Below are 19,239 nucleotides of genomic sequence, written 5' to 3'. Positions count from 1 at the left end.
GATTAACGGCACTCCATATCGAAGCGGCCAGCCTGTTGAGTGCCAGAGCGGAAGTGCAGTAAATCGTTGCTGGTGTTTTGGGACAGCTTGGTTCCCCTGACGCGGCATTCTGAAGTGCCTGACAACGCAAAGTCCAAGGGCTGATAACCTTTCAGCTCGAATTGAAGATGCCAGCGCCCGTTTTTGCGGCTGCGCTGCCAGTCTACGAGCTCAGCGTTGGCGGAATCGAGCATAGGACCCGGTGAAGGTTCGGGCGCGAGTACTAACAAGGGGTCGTTCCCGGCGAGATGCACGAAACGCACGTCGCCCACATCATGATAGCCCGCAACGCCTTGGCTCCGGGCCATATCGGGGAATTGATTCTGACTAATACGCACGGTGGAAGGTGCCCGTGCGCCCCGCCAGCGGTAGCTGTTCGGGGCGGGTTGCAACAGAGCGGAATAGTACTGCCCCTGAACGCGCTTGGCGTAATCACTCAGATACAGGGGCGTTACCGGTTGTGACAGCGCGTAATCGTAGATCTCTTTCAACGCCTGAATCGCCTCGGGCTTGGTACCAGAGTAAAAATGGTAGTAGATACCGATAGGCTTCAGGCGATGGTGGGATTCCAGAATTTTGAAGCTTTCGATGACGTTACGATAGCCGAAGAATGGACCCGTCCAGAGGTTGGTGTACACGTTTTCATTCATCACCGGTGCATAAACCTGTAATTCATCACCGATTGGCCGTGCATCGGGCCAAACCCCGGCCAATTCAGAATCGAACGGTAGTGGGTGGGTGTCGCCACCGTTCACGTTGACCAAACCCAATTCCCGAACAGCTCTCAGGGCTTCCGGCCCAGGGCGTGCATCTCCGGTCCAGAGGAAGACGGATGCCGGTTTGTTCTTCGGTGCCAGGCGCCGATTGATGTACGCAATGGAATCGTTAATTTCCCGGTTGATGAGCGGCGTATAGCGTGGCACCTCCATGGAGTAGCCGTAGAGCGTTTCATCCAGTTTCGGCGCTGCCCGGGTGTCACCTTCAAGCATGGCCCAGAAAAAAGGGTGACTGTAGGAATGCGAAGCCACTTCTACCTGATCCATGCGGAACATGGACCGGGCACTGGCCTCCGCTTCAGCGCTGACATCGGGGTAAAGGCCTTTGGGGGAGGTTTCGGCTTCAATCACTGAGAGGGTGTGGGGAATGTCGTACACCTGAAGGATTTTCTGCTGGATGGCTTCTGAGCCGAGTGGCCGGCCGGGCAGCTCGGCGCGGGAAACCAGGCCGTCGCCGTCAATATGCGCGGTAAGGATGCGCCGACCGCTTTCCGTGGTGCTGTCGATGGCCGGAAAATCTGACAGTTTCAGCGCTTCTTTCAGGAACGCGAACGGATCAAATAACCAATAGGCCTGATCATCCGGCCCTTTCTCGAAGATAAAGCCTGTGGTGGCGACGGCCCCTTGTGCGTGGGTATAAACCGGCATGAAGCGCGCACCGGACGCATCGGTGACCGTTAACCATGAATTCGCTGCGCCGGGTTGAGGCAGTGGGTCGAAAGCCGCCGAGGGAATACGAGTGCTCTCGAAGTTGCCCATGGATGGGTGGTCTTTGGATACTTTCAGCTCCCCCTGAGGGGCTGCTGTGCGCCGACTTTGCATGAGCTTGTTGCATTGGGTTGCAGTCGGGCGCAGGCCGAACAATACCACCGGAAAACCGGTCGATTGTGCTTTGCCGGCCCAGCGGCAAAATCGGGATTTTCTTGCATCAGTTTCCCACCAGGTGACAATGCCGACGTATCGATCGGTTACCGGCTCGGTCGGAAAAGGTTGTTCGAGAGAGCGATAAACCGGCACCAGCCCCAGCCGTTCCAGAACAATGCCAAGCCGCCGATGGGCAGCGCTGCGGTCGGTTTCGGCTTCTGGCAGGTCGTGATAAACCAGCACGTGGCGCTTTTTAACCACAGGATTTGTTGGGCCAAGGCGGTTCAGGTTGTGGTCTGAAACATAGGGAATAAAGCCATCCTGCCTGAGTTGCTTCGACAACTCGAAGGCGTCGTCTTCTGAGCGGGTATAATCAATGGCAATGACGGGAAGTTCCGGGTGTTTTTCACGCCAGTGGCTGAGTTGGCCCGCAAGCCACTCCCGGTCCTGGTCGGATACCTCGTAGTACCGGCGTCCACCCGCCTCGAAACCGTTGCGCCATGACTCGAAAGCAAGAGCATCGACTTTTTTATGGACTGATTCGGGCAAATGGAAGCCGCGATTGATAATAATGAGGCTGTCGGGGAAGCGTTCGCGGATCGTGGCGATTAACAGCCCCTGCGCTTCTGCGAATGCTTCCGGGTTCTCCCGGCCTTCAGCAGTCAGAAGGTGGCTGTCCAGAGTGTCGAGAAAGACTCCTTTGAAACCGCGTGCCATGGCCGGAGCAACTAACTGTTCGACCATAAAATCACGAACACTCTCTTTGCGAATGTCGAGCACATAGCTCTTCCACGCAGTGTTCTCTCCAAGCACCCAATCTGATTGCATACCTTGTACGGCCTGATCGGTAAAAGCCATTTCCCCAGCGCTCAAATAGGCAATCGGGTGAGTGTTACCTTTATACAATAAGTCGAGGCGGGCGTTGGTGGTCTGGCTGGGCTGGAGCACCAGCCAATCGTAGGCATAGAGATTGCCGATAGGTGCTTCTTTACCGTAATAAAAACCAATATTCCGGGGCGAGTCAGGGTTTGGCTGGCTGGCCGCCAGTGTGTGTATCGACAATAACATTGACGTGAGGAACAGAAAAAATCGATACATCGGGCGCAGGGCGAGTTCTCTTTTGTTCAGAGGGGTGGTTGCTCGATACCGGTCCCCAAAGTTTGTCTTAGCTGGCCATTGAGGTTATAGCTTTGCTACGTGGGACACAAGGCTCGCCGAGTTCGAAATGCATGGTGCGGCGGATTGATACTCATGGAACTTAGAGCACTCAATGCGGTCCTGTAACGAATTGATGGCTAGAGGATGAGGTATGACAACCATTCGGTTATGGGATATGCCCACGCGATTGTTTCACTGGCTGCTGTTGTTGGCGGTTACGGGGGCGGTTATTACGATAAAAACCGGCATGCCCGAGTGGCATGGCCGTTTCGGTTTGTTCGTGATCGGTTTGTTGAGTTTTCGGCTTATTTGGGGTTTTGCCGGTTCCACCTACGCGCGTTTCCGTTCATTTGTTCGTGGACCGTCAGCGATTGTTCGATACCTCCGCGGCCAATGGCAGGGTGTGGGCCACAACCCTCTGGGGGCGCTGTCGGTGTTGGCCTTGTTGGGTTTGTTCGGGTTTCAGGCCGTAACGGGATTGTTTGCCAACGACGAGATTTCCTTTCAGGGCCCGTTGTACCCGCTTATTTCCTCAGGTTGGAGCGATACGCTGAGTAGCTGGCACAGGCTGACCGAGTGGTACCTGTATGGCTTGGTGGCTCTGCATGTGCTGGCGGTTCTGTGGTACTCGAAAGTGAAGAAAGACAACATCGTGACACCGATGATTACCGGAAGAAAACGAGTGCCATCGGGCCTTGCATCGGATGCGCAGGGGGGCGGCACCGTGGCTTTTCTGGTGTCTCTGGTATTGGCTGCGGGTGTTGTTCTAGGCGCCAGCGGTAGTTTGGTGTCACCGCCGCCGGCTCCGGAGCCACCACCCCAGAATCTGGGATGGTAAAGCGCGCTACTTACTTAGCACGGAAGTTGTCATGGCAGGCCTTGCAAGTCTTGCCCACGGCCGCAAACTGGCGGGCCAGTGCGGCTTTGTCACCCTCGGCGGCAACTGCTTGAAGTTTGTTGGCTTCGCGGCCAAAGTTCATGCCCACTTCCCGGGCTTTTTCCGGCTGTTCGAAAAACTCGGGCTTAAGCCGGGTGTCGTCAGCCTTGTCTAAAGACGATTCCGGGCTGAACAAGGCGCCCATGCCGGAGTTGGCAACAGCGGCAATGGCGTTTGCGGCGGCTTTCATCTGGTCCGCGTTGTAGGCAATATCGCCATCGACGGCTTGCGCTTTGATTTTGCTCATGTTCCAGGCCATGAACTGGTAAGCGCCCTGACGCGCTTTGATCTGGTCTTCAACGCTCATTTGGGCGGCTGCGGGCAGGGTAATCGACAGTGCCAGAGCAGCGGTGGCGATTAGGCGTGTTTTTTTCATTTTTGATCCCTCTCTTTCTAGTTCTGGTGGTACATGGTAAAAGCGTTTATAAAGGCGTGGTTCTAAGCATGCTACCTGTATAGACTCACCCCATGACAACTACATGCGATTAAAGTTCAACCCGGAGACACTTCACAATGGCAATTTGGACAGTAACCCCCAGTATTGAACAGATGACTGAGGCCAGCAAGAACACAGCGGTCGGTCATATGGGCATTGAATACCTCGAAATCGGTGACGATTATGTGAAAGGTCGTATGCCGGTGGATGAGCGCACCATCCAGCCGTTTGGCATTTTACATGGAGGCTCTTCGGTAGTGCTGGCGGAAACTCTGGGCAGCATGGCAGCCAACTGTGTTCTGAAGGACAAGGGTACCGTTGCGGTAGGGCTCGACATCAACGCGAACCATATTCGTCCGGTGAGTAGCGGCTGGGTGTATGGTACGGCTAAGGCCCAGCACATTGGCAGTGCGACTCAGGTTTGGGAAATTCGCCTAGAGAATGAGCAGGGTAAGCTGACCTGTATTTCACGATTGACCATGGCGGTGACCAAACGCCGGTAATCGCGTTGCGTTGAGGAGCAGGGTCAGTCGGTATAAATGGAGATTCGGTCGCGACCCTGCTCTTTGGATTGATAGAGCGCTTGATCAGCCCTTTGAAGAAGGGCTTCGAGATTGGGGTCGTTTGGCCTGTTACTGGTAATGCCAAAGCTGGCGCTAAGTTCGATGGTATGGCCTTCATGCAGCACACCCAAAGCGCGGATGATTACTCGCAGTTGCTGAGCGATTTCGCAGGCTTTGTTGATGGGCGTTTCGGGTAGTAGCAGTACGAATTCCTCCCCGCCCATTCGGGCTATAAGATCTGAATCGCGCAGCCGTGCTTGCATGACTTCAGACACTCGAATGAGCACTTCGTCACCGGCCTGGTGGCCATAGGTGTCGTTCACTCTTTTGAAGAAATCCAGATCGACCATCACCATCGACAGGGTTGAGCGATTGCGCAGAGCTTGATGCAGCATTTGCTTACCAAACTGGAAGAAGGCGCGGCGATTAGGGAGCCCGGTAAGCTCGTCTTCAAGGGCGGCGGTTTGTGCTCGCTCGTGGGCTGCCTGCAAGGCCAGCTCGATTTGTTTTCGCTCGGAAATGTCGGTGGCAATTTCCAGGCGCACGAGTTTGCCGTTGGGCCAAGGGATGGCTTGATCCCGGCACTGATACCAGCGTTGGTCAATGGGATTCCGGAATTCCCACACGTGGGGCGGTGTGGGAGAACCCTCGGGTGTACGTAACAAATGGTTGGTGCAGAAGCTGCAAGGGCCGTCGGCATTTTGAAGCACCTGCCAGCATTTTCTGCCGTCAATTTCACCCCATCTCTGTCGCCCATAGGCATTCATGTATAGGAGCTCGTGGGTTTCGAAGTCAGAGACGTAAACCAAGGCATCGAGATTATCGAGTACAGCTTGCAGTCCGCCCGCAGAAATCATTGCGGCTGGTGAATTCGTATCCGGCTCGTCCGGGAGCTCGGTAGACGGGATTTGGGATGACATGGCGGGTGGTGCCTGCATTCAGTTCCGTTGATCGCTAAAGTATGGCCCAGATGGCCGTGACTTCCAGTGTGTCGTTTTTATTTGCATATTGGGTGGTGTTTGGCGTGTTTTCAATTAGACCATAGCCGTCTAGGTGACGTTTTATTGTTTCAAGAGCGAGAGTTTTATGGATGTAGCGAACTCACCTGCAGTTTGCCCGTGCGGCAGTGGGGCAGATTACTCACGTTGTTGCCAACCTTGGCATCTCGGCCAGTCAGCACCCACACCGGAAGCATTGATGCGCTCCCGGTATGCGGCTTTTGTTAAACACAATAACGATTACCTGCTTGCGACCTGGCACAGCGATACGCGCCCTTCTGAACTGAACTTGGAAGGCTCGCCGGAGTGGACGTCGCTGCAGGTTATCGAGGCCAGCGAGACGGCGCATCAGGGAAAGGTTCATTTTAGGGCGCTATATCGGTCGGGTTCCGGCTGGGGCTATCTGGAAGAGCAGTCTGATTTCATAAAAGAAGACGGGCGCTGGTACTACCTGAGCGGAGCAACGAGTGAAGGCCAGCTTAAACCCGGCCGAAACGATGTCTGCCCTTGCGGCAGCGGCCGCAAATACAAAGTATGTTGTCTGCGTAAGTGAGTGATTCATGAACAAGGCGGTTTCGGAAACCAGTAAAGGTGTGGCCTATGGTTTGGCGGCCTACACCATGTGGGGCAGTTTTCCGCTGTATTTCGCGCTTTTTGAGGGCATTCCCGCCTGGGAAGTGTTGATTCATCGGGTGGTCTGGTCCTGCGTATTTCTGGCCGTGGTTATTTCGCTGCTGAAACGTTGGTCTCCGGTTAAGGTCGCATTGAGGCGTCCCAAGCGTCTTGGTTTCGTGTTGGGCTGTGCCATTTTTATCGCGCTGAACTGGGGAATCTATATCTACGCGGTGGAAACGCGGCAAGTGATGCAGGCTAGCCTGGGTTACTTCCTGACGCCGTTAGTTAACGTGGCCATGGGGATGCTGATTCTGGGTGAACGCATATCCCGGCTGCAGGTGGTGGCCGTGGTGTTGGCGGCTGTGGCCATCGTCTACCAGATTGTTCTTCTGGGCGTTTTGCCGTGGATTACTCTGGCGTTGGCGTTCAGCTTCGGAACCTATGGGTTGATGCGTAAGAAGGTTGATCTGGATGGTTTGTCGGGTTTGTTTGTGGAAACGCTTTTGCTGTTACCGCTCGGCCTGCTCGCGTTGGCATGGCTCTCGGCGCAGGAAATGTCGCATCTGGCTGAAAGTACCAACAGCGCCTTGCTATTGATGTCCAGCGGTATCGTGACGGCCATTCCACTACTGGCTTTCGCCGGCGCTGCCCGGCGGTTACGCCTGTCCACCGTCGGGTTTCTTATGTACATCAACCCTACCCTGCAGTTTCTGATTGCAATGTATGTTTTCCACGAACCGCTGGGTACTGAGAAACTGATCAGTTTTGTCATGATATGGGTGGCTTTGGCTATCTATTCCTGGTCGGCCTGGAACGGCAGGGCCCGGGCATGAAACAGCCCATTGCCGGTTACCACAAAGACATTGAAAACCATTGGGTCGCCCAGTTAGGCTGCGGGCACAACCAGCACGTGCGCCACGATCCGCCTTGGGTGAATCGGCCGTGGGTCATAACGCCCGAGGGTAGGGAATCCATGCTGGGGTTTGAATTGGACTGCAAAAAATGCGATCTCGGCGCACCGCCGGATGAACAGCCTTAAACCATGGTTTCCAGATAGGTTTCCAGCTCGTTAGCCAGCCAGCCGACCACGGCACCACCTTGGGCCTGCTCGGTCTCCAGTGCACTGAAGACTTTCCACCACCGAGCACTCCGGTGCTTGATGGTCTTCAGTTGTTCTTTTCTTAAGGCCTCTGCGATCAGTGGTAAAGGCAAGTCGGCCCAGCCCGCGCCCTCTATAACGGCATCCCGAATCAATTCGTACTGCGTAAAAGCGAGATAGTTTGCCGTCTCTGGCGACTCCGCCACCAACTGAGCATCTTCCATATAGGCGATGGTGACTTCGGTGTGGGCTATGAGCTGGTCTTGTGTCACGCGCTTCAGCTGACACAGTGGATGATCGGGAGCAGCCACCGTGAGCATGCGCACGTCAGCCAGTTCCCGGAACCATTGATACCCCTCGCTCAGCAGTTCGGGCATCAGGCCGTAGGCAACATCCACGGATTGATTGCGCACCAGATGCGTGAGCTCTCTGGGAGGGGCGAGGTACACCGACAAGCTGGTTTGGGGGAACTTCTGTTTCAGCCGTTTAAGAATATCCCGCCAGATGACTTCCGGAATGGCATCGTCCCGGGCGATACGCAGCACTGACTCCGCGCCACTCAGGTGATGCTGGCAGCGGGATTGGATTTGCCCGGCCACTTGGTCAAAACGCCTGCAGTCCGTCACGATCGATTGGCCGATCGATGTCAGGTGCAATTGATTGCCACTGCGATCAAACAGGGCGACACCCAGCTCATCTTCTAGCGCGGCTAAAACGGTGCTAATGGTTGTACGGCTGCGGTTCAGTTGGCGGGCTGCGGCTGCGATGCTGCCGTTATCGACGATGGCCAGAAATGTTTTGATTTGAGAGGTTTTCACGATGGCTTCTTCCCGACGGTTTTTCCGTCGCTCAGTGACTCACGCCGGCAAATTGATCCCGTTAATATGGCGCTATATTAACAGGAGGTCAAAATGTTTACTTCTCTAGCGCGGGAAAATATGGCGCTAAAACTATCTGCAGTCGGGGCCGGCTTGTTTGCAGTTGCCGGTATCATCTGGGGTCTTTGGGTAGATTCTCTAGTCATTCTTTTCGACGGTGCCTATTCCTTGGTCAGTTTGGCGCTATCACTTTTGTCACTGTATGCCGCTAGGATTATTCGCCGCCCCGCAACGGAAGACTATCCGTTTGGTATGGGTGCCGTAGAGCCGCTGGTTATTGCGTTTAAAGGTCTGGTTATTGGCCTGGTGTGTGTGCTTTCGTTTGCCTCGGCGGTTGTGTCTATTTTACAGGGCGGCCGCCCGGTAGAGGCTGGCATGGCGCTGATTTTTGGCGCTGTCAGTGTTGTGGGTTGTTTGGTGGTTTGGGTTTATTTGCGCTGGACCAGCCACCGCAATGGCTCTGGCTTGGTGTTGGCTGAGCAGGGTCAATGGTTGATGGATACGGTATTAAGTGCTGCGGTAATGCTGGGCTTTGCTATCGCATGGTTGATAGAACGCAGTGAATGGTCCGCGATGGCGGTATACGCCGACCCGGTGATGATGCTGCTGATTTCCGGTTATTTCATGACCGTCCCCGTGAAAATGGTTCTGGGAGCCGTTCGGGAGCTGTTGCTTGCGGCGCCTGCGGATGAGGCCATGGATGAAATTCATGACGCCTTGAAAGATCTGGGGGTGAATCCGGACGCGGTGAAGGTGGCGAAGCTTGGTCCGAACTTGCTGCTAGAGGCAAAGTTGGTTCGTATGGGGTGAGCTTGCGCTCCGAGGTGAAAATTTGGTTAGACTGCGCTTAAGTTGCGGCTGTAATGGTCGATACCCATGTCAGCTAAAGCCGTCTTAAGGCTATCGTCAAAACTAACAATAACCCGGAGTCACCGATATGCCCCTGATAAGCGCCCTGCGAATACGAACTCGACTGTTGATCGGTGTCCTGGTACCGGTACTTCTGACCGCAGGAGCTATTGCTTGGATCACGGCTGTAGAAATTAATGCCAATGGTCAGGCCGAGCTGGAGCGTCTCGAAGAAGAGTTGTTTGCAGCAAAGAAACAGGGGCTTCAGGATCTGATTGAAGCCGTCAATGATGTTGTTGAAGAGGCCAAGAATAACCCAGCCCTCTCACCCGAAGAAGCCAAAAACGAGGCGCGGAAACGCATTCGTGCCATCTCGTTCGGCGAATCCAATTACGTGTTTGCGTATACCCGAGATGTCTTCAATCTGGCGTATGCGCCGAGCCCCGAAAAAGAGGGGCCGACCACCAATCCCAAGGTCCGCAGACTGGTAGGTGATTTGTTTCAGGCGGCAAGTCGAGATGGTTTTTACCAATACGAGTGGCCGAACCCGGCCTCGAGCGGCGCTATTGAACCAAAATTGTCGTACACCACGTTGGTGCCAGGGTGGGACTGGATGATCGGCGCAGGTGTCTATATTACCGATATTAATCGGGTGCTGGCTGCGGCAGAGCAAGACATCGAAGGCACCATATCCGAGGCCATGTTATTTACCTTGGTTGCAACCATCGTTGTTGTGATCGTTGCGCTGATAGTGGGGTTGTTGATCGGTCGCACGGTGACGGTACCGCTGAAGAAAGTCAGTGACATGATGCAGGAAATCGCAAACGGCGACGGCGATTTGCGCCAGCGCCTGCCGGAAGATGGCACGGATGAGTTGGCGGAGTTGGGGCGCCGGTTCAACCAATTTGTGATCAAGATGCAGAACACCATCCGTGAAGTGGGTATCACCACGGACCAAGTGGCTTCCGCCGCCGAGGAGCTCAGCCGGGTGGCGAATGAAACCAGCCAGTCTGTGCAGGAGCAAGGCTCGGAAACGGATCAGATTGCCTCGGCGATTAATCAAATGGCGGCGACAATCCAGCAGATTTCCGGCAACACCAACGAAGTGGAAAGTGCCGCGTCAGATGCGGATCGCATGGCCCGTGAAGGGGGTGAGACCATCGCGAGTGCCCAAGTTGCCGTTACACAACTGTCTGGCGAAATCGAAAGCACCGCTGCCAGCATCAATGCGCTGGCTGAGAAGTCTGGTGACATTCAGCAGGTGTTGGATGTGATTCATGCGGTAACAGAGCAGACTAACCTGCTGGCCCTGAACGCAGCGATCGAAGCCGCACGAGCGGGCGAGCACGGCCGTGGGTTCTCGGTGGTTGCCGATGAAGTACGCCAGTTGGCGCGCCGGTCTGCGGAATCTGCAGATCAGATTGGCGAAATGATTGGCGGCTTTGTGGCGGAAACCAAAGCCTCGGTTGAGCGGATGAACCATTCCCGCCGAAGTTCGGAGGAAACGGTTGAACGCATAAACCACGCGACCTCCGCACTGAACACGATTGTGAGTTCGATTGCTCAGATTCATGACCAAGTGACTCAAATTGCCACCGCTGCAGAACAGCAAAGTCAGGTTGCGGAAGAGGTAAACCAGAACGTCGTGCGCATTGTTGATGCGGCGCAGCGAAGCGACACCGGTGTTACTCAAACCAATGAGGCCAGTAACGAACTGGCACGTTTAGGTGAAAGCCTGCGCGACTTGGTTGCCCAGTTTAAGGTTTAACGTTGATTGCAGTCTTGCCGACAAGAGCACAAAGGGCGAGACTGTGCGTTTAGTGTGGTTTAATAACAGGTTACTGCCTGTGACCTATAGCGATAATAACGGAACCTTTTCTATGTTTATGCGTAACACCATCCTGGCCGCCTTCGCTGCGGTTGCTGTCCTGGCCAGTCCCTTTGCGGCAGCAGATAAAACCTACACCATCCGTCTTGCGGAAACTTGGGGCCCTAACTCCGGATTGCTGGGCGACACGCCCCGAAATATGGCCGCCATGGCTGAGAAAATGTCCAATGGCCGCTTGAAGTTTCGAATTGATTCTTCCAACAAGCACAAAGCCCCGTTCGGCATCTTCGATATGGTGCGCAACGGTCAGTACGATATGGGGCACACCGCCTCGTACTACTACAAAGGCACCATTCCGAACGCCATGTATTTCACCACCACACCGTTCGGTATGATTGCCCCGGAAATGTACGCCTGGTTCTACCATGACGACGGCATGGAACTGATGCAGAAGGTGTACGAGCCTTTTGGTTTACTGTCTTTTCCGGGTGGTAATACCAGCAACCAAATGGGTGGCTGGTTCCGCAAAGAAATTAACTCTCTGGATGACCTGAAAGGTCTGAAAATCCGCACGCCCGGGTTTGCCGGTGAGGTGATGTCCGAGCTGGGTGTCGCGGTCACCAACTTGCCACCGGGCGAGCTGTATACTTCTCTTGAGCGTGGCACCATTGACGCGGTGGAATGGGTTGGCCCAGCGCTGGACCTGAAAATGGGCTTCCACCAGATTGCCGACTATTACTATTCCGGCTGGCAGGAGCCAAATGCCGAAGTTCAGTTTCTGATTAACCAGAAAACCTGGAACAAACTGCCTGAAGATCTGCAGGAAGTGCTGCGAGTGGCAATGCGTACGGCGGCTTATGACATGTACATCCAGAGCACTCATGAGAGTGGGGCCGCTTGGGCGAGCATGAAGGAAGAGTACCCGAATGTGACCCACAAGGTGTTCCCGCCAGAGGTGATTAATGCCCTTCGTGAGACCACCAACCGTTTGTTGAATGAGTTCGCCGCCAAAGATGAACTGGCGAACGAAATCATTACGTCTCAGCGCGACTACCTGAAGCAGGTTCGTCCTTGGACAAACATTTCGGACAAGGCGTATTTGAACAGCGTAGCTGACCAGTAAAACCGTCCTTTAAAGCGAAGGGGCGCGGGGTTGTGGAATACCCTGACGCCCCTTTTTGTTGGCCGGGGTTTCTGGAAAAATACGCCGCTAACTTTTTAGGCGGCGGCCGATGAAACAGACACTGCTTTCTTTGAGTAAGCTCTCCAAGCAATTTGATGACCGCAAGGTATTGGATTCGCTGGATCTTGAGATTCTTGACGGTGAGTTTATTACGTTGCTGGGCCCTTCCGGCTGTGGAAAAACCACGCTTCTGCGCATGATGGCCGGCTTTGAGCACCCTGATGAAGGTTCCATTACTCTCGGTAGCCAAGACCTGACCCACACACCTCCAGAGGCTCGACCTCTGAACACCGTGTTCCAGAACTATGCGCTGTTTCCGCACATGTCGGTTTTCGACAATGTGGCCTATGGCCTGAAAATGGAAAAACGCCCGAAGCCGGAAATCCAGCAACGGGTCGAAGAAGCGCTGGCCATGGTGCAACTGGAAGAGTTTGCCAAGCGCAAACCGCACCAGCTTTCCGGTGGACAGCAGCAGCGGGTCGCGATTGCCCGGGCCGTGGTCAAACGACCGAAAATGTTGCTGCTGGACGAACCCTTGTCCGCGTTGGATTACAAACTGCGCCGCACCATGCAGGTGGAGTTGAAACGTTTGCAGCGAGAGCTGGGCATTACCTTTGTGTTCGTGACCCACGATCAGGAAGAAGCCTTGTCGATGTCTGATCGCATTGTGGTGCTGAAAGACGGCTTGATTCAGCAGCTTGGCACCCCTCGTGAAGTCTATGAGCGCCCTGCTAACCTGTTTACCGCACGATTTGTGGGCGAGACCAACTTCTTCCCGGGGCGGGTGGATACCCTCAACGAAGACGGCACCATTATTGTGGATGTCTTCGGTCTGAAGCGTCGATTCCGCAAACCAGACTTTTCCGTTGTTGAAGGGCAATCCTTGCACGTATTGCTGCGGCCGGAAGACATCCGTGTGCTGGCGCCGGGCGATAACGACGGCGTAGCCGGAAAAGTGGTGGAGCGGAACTATAAAGGCAGCACATTGGATTCGGTCATCCATCTAACCGACGGCACCGAAGTGTTGGCATCTGAATTCTTCGATGAAGATGACCCCACCTTCGACTACCGCTTGGGCGAGCCGGTCCGGGTCAGCTGGGTTGATGGCTGGGAATGGTTGCTGCCGGAAGAACCGGCGGTTGTGACCGAGGAAGACACCGTTGATGGGTAACACATTGCAGCAGCCGTTCAGAACCGCAGTGCTGGTTCTGGTATGGGGTTGGTTGCTGTTTTTGGTGTTCACCCCCAACCTACTGGTGGTTGGTGCCAGCGTGATGACCCGGGACCCGAGCAACTTTATTGCTTTCCCGCTTAATCTGGATGCCTACCGTCAACTGCTGAACCCGCTCTATCTGGATGTGTTTCTGCACTCTCTGTATATGGCGGCTATGACCACGTTGATTTGCTTGCTGATTGGCTACCCGTTTGCGTGGTCGTTGTCCAAAGTCGCCAGAAAGAATCGAGTATTACTGATTTTCCTGTTGATCGTGCCCTTCTGGACCAACTCGTTGGTGCGTACCTACGCCCTGAAGTTGATTCTGGCGACCAACGGATTGCTGAATAACGGCTTGATGGCCATGGGCATCATCGATGCACCTATGCAGATGCTGTATACCGAAGGCGCAGTCATCATTGGTTTGGTGTATCTGTTGTTGCCGTTCATGATTCTGCCGTTATACACGGTGTTCGAGGACTTGCGTGAAGACTTCCTGCGGGCTTCCCACGACCTGGGCGCGGGCCGTTGGTCAACGTTTATCCACGTTATTGTGCCGTTGACCCTGCCCGGCGTTCTGGCTGGCGTCATGCTGGTGTTGTTGCCGGCCATGGGCTTGTTCTTTGTACCGGACGTGTTGGGTGGTTCGCGCAACTTGCTGGTGGGTAACGTCATCAAAAACCAGTTCCTGGATGCCCGAAACTGGCCATTCGGTGCTGCGGCTAGCATCATGCTGACCTTGGCCATGGCGTTTTTGATGTTTGCCCATCGCTTGAGCAAACGGCGAATCGGGGAGGATGGCGTATGAGCCGCTGGCTGCCACGGACCTACCTGACCTTTGTTTACGTGTTGCTGTATGTGCCCATTGCCGTGCTGGTGGTGTTTTCGTTCAACGATTCCCGTACCGGCTATGAATGGGGCGGGCTGAGCCTGCGCTGGTATGAGGCGCTGTTTAACAACCGTGCCATGGTACAAGCCATGTGGAACTCCCTGTGGCTGGCGCTTTCGGCGGCAACTGTCTCGACCCTGATTGGCGCACTCACAGCCTTAGCCTTGCACCGGTACCGATTCCGGGGCAAACAGGTGCTGAACGGTATGTTGTTTATCGTGATGATGTCGCCGGAAATTGTTCTGGCGATCTCGCTGCTGGGATTGTTCCTGATGGTGGGGCTGCAGCTGGGTTATGTGTCCTTGTTGTTGGCTCACGTCACCTTCTGTCTGCCCTTTGTGGTCATTACGGTGATGGCTCGTCTGAGTGGTTTCGACGAGCGCCTGCCGGAAGCAGCTCGGGATTTGGGCGCGAGCGACTTCACCATGACCCGCACCGTGTTGATCCCGGTGATCATGCCGGCATTGCTGGCGGGGTGGCTGCTCGGCTTTACGCTATCGCTGGACGATGTGGTGGTGAGCACTTTTGTCAGTGGCCCCAGTTATGAAATTTTGCCGTTGCGCATCTACTCTATGGTGCGAGTGGGCCTGAAACCGGAAGTGAATGCCCTAGGTACGCTGTTGCTGGTGTTTTCACTGGTGATGCTGATGTTATCTCAATGGATTCTGTTAAGGAGTAAACGATGAAGAAACTGGCACTGGCCACTATGCTGGCGGTTGGACTGACCGGCTGCAGCAGCTCTGAAGAAACCCAAGTGTTGAACCTGTACAACTGGTCGGAATACATGCCGCAGGAAGTACTGGATCGTTTCACCGAGGAAACCGGCATCCAGGTGGTTTACACCACCTATGACAGCAACGAAGCCATGTACGCGCGCCTAAAACTTCTGGACGACAGCGCGGCGTATGACTTGGCCGTGCCATCGACTTACTACGTGAGCAAAATGCGTCAGGAAGACCTTCTGATGCCGATCGACCGCAGCAAAATTGAAGGCTTCGAAAATCTGTCGCCTGAGCTGGTCAATCTGGATATCGATCCTGAAAACGCCTACAGCGTGCCGTTCTTGTGGGGCACCACCGGTTTGGGTGTGGATACCGCCGATGTGGAAGGCGAAGTGACCGCCTGGGCTGACCTGTGGGATGAGCGTTTTGAAGGTCGCATCGTGCTGACCAACGACATGCGGGAAGTGTTCCACGTTGCTTTGCGAGTGTTGGGCCACTCTGGCAACAGTACAGACCCCGAGCATATTGAAGAAGCGTACGAGAAGTTGACCGAGCTGATGCCATCGGTTCGCACCTTTAACTCTGACGCTCCGCGCATGCCCTTCCTGGAAGGCGAAACCGACATTGGCATGATCTGGAACGGCGAAGCCGTAATGGGCCGTGACGCTTTGCCAACTCTGGATTATGTGTACCCGGCTGAAGGCATCATCGCCTGGTTGGACAGCTTCGTGATTCCGAAAAACGCGAAAAACCCGGAAGCCGCACACCAGTTCATCAGCTTTGTACTGAGGCCTGAAATCTCTGCATTGATCAGTGAAGACATCGGTTACGCCACGCCAAACCTCGCAGCGCGTGAGTTGCTGGATGAATCGGTGGCCAGTGATCGCGCCAGTTACCCGACGGCTGAAGACCTGATTAATGCAGAGTTCCAGACCGATATCGGTGACGAAGCGTTGCAGATCTATGCGAAGTACTGGGAAAAACTGAAGTCCGGTCTTTAATACGTTAGTGCGCACGAAATTGAAAAAGGGAGGCTTCGGCCTCCCTTTTTCGTGAGCGGTTTTCACATAACCGTCATATATGGTCTATAACTTCCTGATAACAAGAAGTTAGCTAAGTGCTTCGCCACTGAAACCAGAGGAAGGAACGACCATGAAAGCGAATAAAACACGGAACGCGGCACTGTTGTGTAGCTCTCTGTTGGCTGTATCGGCTTCCAGCTCTTTGTTAGCTGAAGAACTCCGACTGATCACATGGGGTGGTTATGCTCCGGATGAGGTAGTGGCGCAGTTTGAAAAAGAAACCGGCATTGATGTAAAGATTACCCTGTCGAACAACGAAGACATGATTTCCAAATTGCGGGCCACCGGCGGTGCCGGTTTTGATCTGGCTCAGCCGAGCCAGGACCGGATCGTTGGGGTTCAGCGCCAGTTCAATGTGTACAAACCCATCGATTACAGCCGAATCAATACCGACCAACTGCAACCGTCTATGGTCAAAGCCACTCAGGAAGCCACCGCATTGAATGGCAAATTTTACGGTGTGCCGGCTGTTTGGGGCACCAGTGGCTTGATCGTACACAGCTCCGTGGCGGATACCGTCAAGGATTACACCGACCTGTGTGATCCGGCTGTCGCTGGCAAAGTGAGCTACCGCCTTAAGCGCCCGACCCTGATGGGCTTCGCGTTTGCCATGGGAATGGACCCGTTTGCCGCCTACAACGACCGTGATGAATACGCCTCGATCATGGCGAAGGTGGAGGACAAGCTGATCGATTGCAAAGCCAACGTGAAAACCTACTGGACCGGTGGTGATCAATTGCTGTCGCTGCTGCGTACCGAAGAAGTGATCGCCGCCATGGCTTGGGATGCCGGCGGTTGGAAACTGAATGCCGAGAATCCGGAGATCCAATTTGTTGCGCCGGAGTCTGGCGCGTTGGGGTGGATAGATACCTTTGCGATTCCACGCCGTAGCGAAAACGAAGAGGCGGCCTATAAGTGGATCAATTTCGTGATGCAGCCAGAAATTGCCGCGAAGATTACCAACGCGTCCGGCAACTTCACGGCGTCGAAAGCTGCCGATGAATTTGTAAAGGCGGATCTGCGTGATGCCTACCGAGCGAGCTTTGACGAGCAAGCCATCACCAACATCAAGTGGTACCCGCCTGTGCCGCCGGGACTGGAAGCCACTGAAGGGCAAGTGCTGGATCGTGTTCAAGCGGCGAACTGATCTGCTGCATGGCTACACAATCAGACCTTTCCTGTAACGGGCTGGTGCGGCGCTTCGGCGTCCACGCAGCGGTCAATAACATTTCACTGGATGTGCCTGCGGGCACGTTCTTCTCCATTCTCGGCCCGTCCGGTTGTGGTAAAACCACGCTGCTGCGCTTGCTGGCGGGCTTCGATAAACCGAATGAGGGTGATATCTATATCCGCGGTGAGCGGATGAACGATGTGCCGCCCAACCGCCGGCCGGTGAACATGGTGTTTCAGCATCTAGCTTTGTTTCCCACCATGTCGGTGGGCGACAACATCGGCTATGGCTTGAAACGGCGGAAAGTGCCTGCGGCCGAACGCCGGAAGCGGACGGCAGAGGTGCTGGAGCAGGTAGGCCTACCGGGGCTCGAAAACCGTAACCCGATGGAATTGTCCGGTGGCCAGCGCCAGCGGGTGGCCCTTGCCCGTTGTTTGGTGCTGAAGCCTACCCTGTTGTTGCTGGATGAGCCGCTAGGTGCCCTTGATCTTAAGCTGCGGGAACAGATGAAGGTGGAGCTCAAGCACCTTCAGAAACAGTTCGGCACAACCTTCGTTTACATTACCCATGATCAGTCGGAAGCCATGGTGATGTCCGATCAGGTGGCGGTGATGAAAGACGGCCGCTTTGATCAGCTGGCCCCACCAGAGGTGCTCTATCGGGAACCCGCGACTCCGTTCGTTGCGGGCTTTGTTGGCGATAACAATCGGCTGGCGGGAGATGTGGTCTCACTGGCAGACAACCTGGCCCAAATCCGGCTGGATAGCGGTGAGGTGGTACGGGGCCGATTGGCTTCCAATGAGTTGCGGCCGGGTGCGCGTGCGGAGCTGTATATTCGCCCCGAATCTCTGACGTTTGCGGATTCTGCGACGAATAACGATTATTCGGTGATGCAGGCGAGTGTGAAGGCAACACTGTTCGACGGTGCGAATAGCCGGGTTGAGGCGGAAAGCAGTGGCAGCCCCGTGTATGCCCGTTTACCCCAAGACGGTTCCGCGCCAGCTTTGACCAGCGACAGTACGATCAAGCTGGCTTGGGACCCGATGCTGGCTCGTGTGTTCGGGGTGGATGGGGCATGAACTCTTCAGCGAGTCGTCTCTCACTCTGGCTGCTGCTAACCCCCTTTCTGTTGTGGATTGTGTTGTTGGTGCTGGTGCCCCACATACAGATGCTCAGAGTGTCGTTTCAGGTTCGCGAAAGCTGGGATACGCTGGCTTGGGGGTTGGAGCAATATCAGAACTTCTTCACAGAATCGTATTACTGGCGCACCTTCGTACGCACCGGCGTGATGTCATTGTTCACCACATTTCTGACCCTGCTGGTGGCTTTCCCGATTGCTTGGTACATCGCCAAAATGGCCCGCGGCCGCAGCAAGGGCATTTTGTTTCTAGCCTGCCTGATTCCTTTCTGGGCCAGTGAGTTAGTACGTACTTACGGTTGGATGATTCTGTTGCGTGAAAGTGGCTTGTTCAGTTCTTGGTTGCAGGCGCTGGGCTGGGCCGATGGCCCGGTGGAAATGCTTTATAACGATGTCGCGGTCATTATCGGACTTGTCTATAACGGCTTGCTGTTCATGGTGGTGCCTCTGGTGACCACGCTGGATGGTATGGACGAGAATCTGGTGGAGGCGGGTTACGATCTTGGCGGCGGCCACGCCACTGTACTTCGTGAAGTTGTGGTGCCTTGGGCCATGCCTGGCATTGTGTCGGGCTGTATTGTGGTGTTCATGTTAACGCTCGGCAGTTATCTGACCCCGGTTCTGATGGGCGGCAAAGACAGCGCCTGGTTTACCGAACAAATCTTCACCCAGTTTATTACCCGCTTCAATTGGGAACAGGGCGCTGCGTTAGGGGTTTTGTTGCTGGTGTTGTCGTCGGTGATGGTGTGGCTGGGGCTGAAATTGTCGGGCCAGTCTCTGCGCAAGGTAATGGGGTGAACA

19 protein-coding genes are annotated in these 19,239 nt (G+C 54.9%); 15 read left to right on the top strand and 4 right to left on the bottom strand.

Annotated elements, in window-relative coordinates:
• Positions 1-2 precede the first annotated feature (2 nt).
• Positions 3-2,747, bottom strand: coding sequence for an endo alpha-1,4 polygalactosaminidase (locus DOQ08_RS10810; protein ID WP_406565361.1), 2,745 nt, complete (start codon positions 2,745-2,747; stop codon positions 3-5).
• 241 nt (positions 2,748-2,988) lie between these two features.
• Between DOQ08_RS10810 and DOQ08_RS10805 the strand changes: the two genes are divergently transcribed.
• Complete coding sequence (locus DOQ08_RS10805; RefSeq protein ID WP_114334941.1) at positions 2,989-3,675, top strand: cytochrome b/b6 domain-containing protein; 687 nt, start codon at positions 2,989-2,991, stop codon at positions 3,673-3,675.
• A gap of 10 nt (positions 3,676-3,685) precedes the next feature.
• Here the strand turns inward: DOQ08_RS10805 and DOQ08_RS10800 are convergent, their stop codons facing one another.
• Positions 3,686-4,150, bottom strand: coding sequence for a c-type cytochrome (locus DOQ08_RS10800; protein WP_114334940.1), 465 nt, complete (start codon positions 4,148-4,150; stop codon positions 3,686-3,688).
• Between the two features lie 137 nt (positions 4,151-4,287).
• Between DOQ08_RS10800 and DOQ08_RS10795 the strand changes: the two genes are divergently transcribed.
• Complete coding sequence (locus DOQ08_RS10795; RefSeq protein ID WP_114334939.1) at positions 4,288-4,713, top strand: hotdog fold thioesterase; 426 nt, start codon at positions 4,288-4,290, stop codon at positions 4,711-4,713.
• A gap of 23 nt (positions 4,714-4,736) precedes the next feature.
• On the opposite strand, the gene DOQ08_RS10790 is transcribed toward DOQ08_RS10795, so the two are convergent.
• A complete protein-coding gene (locus tag DOQ08_RS10790; RefSeq protein WP_114335478.1) occupies positions 4,737-5,693 on the bottom strand; it encodes a sensor domain-containing diguanylate cyclase in 957 nt (318 codons plus the stop codon).
• Positions 5,694-5,859: 166 nt separating this feature from the next.
• Between DOQ08_RS10790 and DOQ08_RS10785 the strand changes: the two genes are divergently transcribed.
• The 3 genes from DOQ08_RS10785 to DOQ08_RS10775 are packed head-to-tail and all read left to right on the top strand — an operon-like array spanning position 5,860 to position 7,425.
• On the top strand, positions 5,860-6,324 hold the full coding sequence (locus DOQ08_RS10785; RefSeq protein WP_114334938.1) for a YchJ family protein: 465 nt from the start codon (positions 5,860-5,862) through the stop codon (positions 6,322-6,324).
• Between the two features lie 7 nt (positions 6,325-6,331).
• Positions 6,332-7,219 carry an EamA family transporter RarD gene (gene rarD, locus DOQ08_RS10780; protein WP_114334937.1) on the top strand — a complete coding sequence of 296 codons (888 nt, stop codon included), beginning with the start codon at positions 6,332-6,334 and terminating at the stop codon, positions 7,217-7,219.
• Positions 7,216-7,425, top strand: coding sequence for a DUF3565 domain-containing protein (locus tag DOQ08_RS10775; RefSeq protein WP_114334936.1), 210 nt, complete (start codon positions 7,216-7,218; stop codon positions 7,423-7,425). Before rarD ends, DOQ08_RS10775 begins: the two co-directional genes overlap by 4 nt.
• Here DOQ08_RS10775 and DOQ08_RS10770 read toward each other — a convergent pair.
• The gene (locus DOQ08_RS10770; RefSeq protein ID WP_114334935.1) at positions 7,422-8,303 is read right to left on the bottom strand and encodes a LysR family transcriptional regulator; all 882 of its coding nucleotides are present in this window, start codon (positions 8,301-8,303) and stop codon (positions 7,422-7,424) included. The genes DOQ08_RS10775 and DOQ08_RS10770 overlap by 4 nt on opposite strands.
• Before the next feature lie 93 nt (positions 8,304-8,396).
• On the opposite strand from DOQ08_RS10770, the gene DOQ08_RS10765 reads away from it, so the two are divergent.
• From DOQ08_RS10765 to DOQ08_RS10720, 10 genes are all read left to right on the top strand, one after another.
• Positions 8,397-9,173 carry a cation diffusion facilitator family transporter gene (locus DOQ08_RS10765; RefSeq protein ID WP_114334934.1) on the top strand — a complete coding sequence of 259 codons (777 nt, stop codon included), beginning with the start codon at positions 8,397-8,399 and terminating at the stop codon, positions 9,171-9,173.
• Between the two features lie 127 nt (positions 9,174-9,300).
• On the top strand, positions 9,301-10,980 hold the full coding sequence (locus DOQ08_RS10760) for a methyl-accepting chemotaxis protein (protein WP_114334933.1): 1,680 nt from the start codon (positions 9,301-9,303) through the stop codon (positions 10,978-10,980).
• Between the two features lie 112 nt (positions 10,981-11,092).
• A complete protein-coding gene (locus DOQ08_RS10755) occupies positions 11,093-12,163 on the top strand; it encodes a TRAP transporter substrate-binding protein (protein WP_206074860.1) in 1,071 nt (356 codons plus the stop codon).
• A gap of 109 nt (positions 12,164-12,272) precedes the next feature.
• Positions 12,273-13,394, top strand: a complete 1,122-nt coding sequence (potA, locus tag DOQ08_RS10750) for a spermidine/putrescine ABC transporter ATP-binding protein PotA (RefSeq protein WP_114334932.1) — start codon at positions 12,273-12,275, stop codon at positions 13,392-13,394.
• Positions 13,387-14,244: a spermidine/putrescine ABC transporter permease PotB gene (gene potB, locus DOQ08_RS10745; RefSeq protein ID WP_206074858.1), complete on the top strand. Its 858-nt coding sequence runs from the start codon at positions 13,387-13,389 to the stop codon at positions 14,242-14,244. The genes potA and potB overlap by 8 nt, the downstream gene beginning before the upstream one ends.
• Positions 14,241-15,011, top strand: a complete 771-nt coding sequence (potC, locus tag DOQ08_RS10740) for a spermidine/putrescine ABC transporter permease PotC (RefSeq protein WP_114334930.1) — start codon at positions 14,241-14,243, stop codon at positions 15,009-15,011. Before potB ends, potC begins: the two co-directional genes overlap by 4 nt.
• Positions 15,008-16,048: an extracellular solute-binding protein gene (locus tag DOQ08_RS10735; RefSeq protein WP_114334929.1), complete on the top strand. Its 1,041-nt coding sequence runs from the start codon at positions 15,008-15,010 to the stop codon at positions 16,046-16,048. The genes potC and DOQ08_RS10735 overlap by 4 nt, the downstream gene beginning before the upstream one ends.
• Positions 16,049-16,199: 151 nt before the next feature.
• On the top strand, positions 16,200-17,276 hold the full coding sequence (locus DOQ08_RS10730) for an extracellular solute-binding protein (RefSeq protein WP_114334928.1): 1,077 nt from the start codon (positions 16,200-16,202) through the stop codon (positions 17,274-17,276).
• An 8-nt stretch (positions 17,277-17,284) separates the two neighbouring features.
• Complete coding sequence (locus DOQ08_RS10725) at positions 17,285-18,379, top strand: ABC transporter ATP-binding protein (RefSeq protein WP_114334927.1); 1,095 nt, start codon at positions 17,285-17,287, stop codon at positions 18,377-18,379.
• Positions 18,376-19,236, top strand: a complete 861-nt coding sequence (locus DOQ08_RS10720; protein WP_114334926.1) for an ABC transporter permease — start codon at positions 18,376-18,378, stop codon at positions 19,234-19,236. The genes DOQ08_RS10725 and DOQ08_RS10720 overlap by 4 nt, the downstream gene beginning before the upstream one ends.
• Positions 19,237-19,239: the final 3 nt, after the last annotated feature.

This window comes from Marinobacter litoralis (genome assembly GCF_003336705.1).
Classification (GTDB): domain Bacteria; phylum Pseudomonadota; class Gammaproteobacteria; order Pseudomonadales; family Oleiphilaceae; genus Marinobacter; species Marinobacter litoralis.
Note: the sequence above shows the minus strand (reverse complement) of the source record. Positions and strands in the feature narration are given on the sequence as shown.

What these genes read in the sequence shown, in the direction of transcription:
- DOQ08_RS10810 (WP_406565361.1), bottom strand. Translation starts at nt 2,747, where the DNA reads ATGTTATTGTCGATACACACACTGGCGGCCAGCCAGCCAAACCCTGAC.
- DOQ08_RS10805 (WP_114334941.1), top strand. Translation starts at nt 2,989, where the DNA reads ATGACAACCATTCGGTTATGGGATATGCCCACGCGATTGTTTCACTGG.
- DOQ08_RS10800 (WP_114334940.1), bottom strand. Translation starts at nt 4,150, where the DNA reads ATGAAAAAAACACGCCTAATCGCCACCGCTGCTCTGGCACTGTCGATT.
- DOQ08_RS10795 (WP_114334939.1), top strand. Translation starts at nt 4,288, where the DNA reads ATGGCAATTTGGACAGTAACCCCCAGTATTGAACAGATGACTGAGGCC.
- DOQ08_RS10790 (WP_114335478.1), bottom strand. Translation starts at nt 5,693, where the DNA reads ATGTCATCCCAAATCCCGTCTACCGAGCTCCCGGACGAGCCGGATACG.
- DOQ08_RS10785 (WP_114334938.1), top strand. Translation starts at nt 5,860, where the DNA reads ATGGATGTAGCGAACTCACCTGCAGTTTGCCCGTGCGGCAGTGGGGCA.
- rarD (WP_114334937.1), top strand. Translation starts at nt 6,332, where the DNA reads ATGAACAAGGCGGTTTCGGAAACCAGTAAAGGTGTGGCCTATGGTTTG.
- DOQ08_RS10775 (WP_114334936.1), top strand. Translation starts at nt 7,216, where the DNA reads ATGAAACAGCCCATTGCCGGTTACCACAAAGACATTGAAAACCATTGG.
- DOQ08_RS10765 (WP_114334934.1), top strand. Translation starts at nt 8,397, where the DNA reads ATGTTTACTTCTCTAGCGCGGGAAAATATGGCGCTAAAACTATCTGCA.
- DOQ08_RS10760 (WP_114334933.1), top strand. Translation starts at nt 9,301, where the DNA reads ATGCCCCTGATAAGCGCCCTGCGAATACGAACTCGACTGTTGATCGGT.
- DOQ08_RS10755 (WP_206074860.1), top strand. Translation starts at nt 11,093, where the DNA reads ATGTTTATGCGTAACACCATCCTGGCCGCCTTCGCTGCGGTTGCTGTC.
- potA (WP_114334932.1), top strand. Translation starts at nt 12,273, where the DNA reads ATGAAACAGACACTGCTTTCTTTGAGTAAGCTCTCCAAGCAATTTGAT.
- potB (WP_206074858.1), top strand. Translation starts at nt 13,387, where the DNA reads ATGGGTAACACATTGCAGCAGCCGTTCAGAACCGCAGTGCTGGTTCTG.
- potC (WP_114334930.1), top strand. Translation starts at nt 14,241, where the DNA reads ATGAGCCGCTGGCTGCCACGGACCTACCTGACCTTTGTTTACGTGTTG.
- DOQ08_RS10735 (WP_114334929.1), top strand. Translation starts at nt 15,008, where the DNA reads ATGAAGAAACTGGCACTGGCCACTATGCTGGCGGTTGGACTGACCGGC.
- DOQ08_RS10730 (WP_114334928.1), top strand. Translation starts at nt 16,200, where the DNA reads ATGAAAGCGAATAAAACACGGAACGCGGCACTGTTGTGTAGCTCTCTG.
- DOQ08_RS10725 (WP_114334927.1), top strand. Translation starts at nt 17,285, where the DNA reads ATGGCTACACAATCAGACCTTTCCTGTAACGGGCTGGTGCGGCGCTTC.
- DOQ08_RS10720 (WP_114334926.1), top strand. Translation starts at nt 18,376, where the DNA reads ATGAACTCTTCAGCGAGTCGTCTCTCACTCTGGCTGCTGCTAACCCCC.